The following is a 372-nucleotide window of genomic DNA, read 5'->3' on the forward strand; positions in this document are numbered from 1 at the left end:
TCTCGATATCCCGCTTCACGTAGACAACGAGCTCGCCACGGCGCAACTGGATGAGCTTCTGGGTAGCATGAGTGGTTGAGAAGCCTAGACTGGATAGGGCGCCAATCAATGCTTCCCCGGCTATCGGTCCGGTGGGCGCGGCAGGCTGCCGAGTAGAAAGTGGCAGTATTAGCCCTTCCGCTTTTCGCGCCCAGGTTCGCCGGTTTTCATCTGGCCAATCGACACGCAGAATGCCGATACGATCGGAAAGCTCGGGGCGTGGCCGCGTCATAAAGATATCGACTGGTTCGCCTCCACGAGGTTTGTCGCCTCGGTAGTCGCAAAGCCAATCCGCCTTCCGCGTCCCCGCCAGGGTCGCATCGAACAGACCGA

Annotated in this window: 1 protein-coding gene; it reads right to left on the minus strand. The window is 59.7% G+C overall.

The window, feature by feature from the left end; all coding sequences use genetic code 11:
* On the minus strand, nt 1-372 hold a 372-nt coding region (locus tag EN851_RS36860), incomplete at both ends, for a hypothetical protein (protein WP_210234956.1).

The sequence above is a fragment of the Mesorhizobium sp. M8A.F.Ca.ET.208.01.1.1 genome (assembly GCF_004791315.1).
GTDB lineage: Bacteria > Pseudomonadota > Alphaproteobacteria > Rhizobiales > Rhizobiaceae > Mesorhizobium.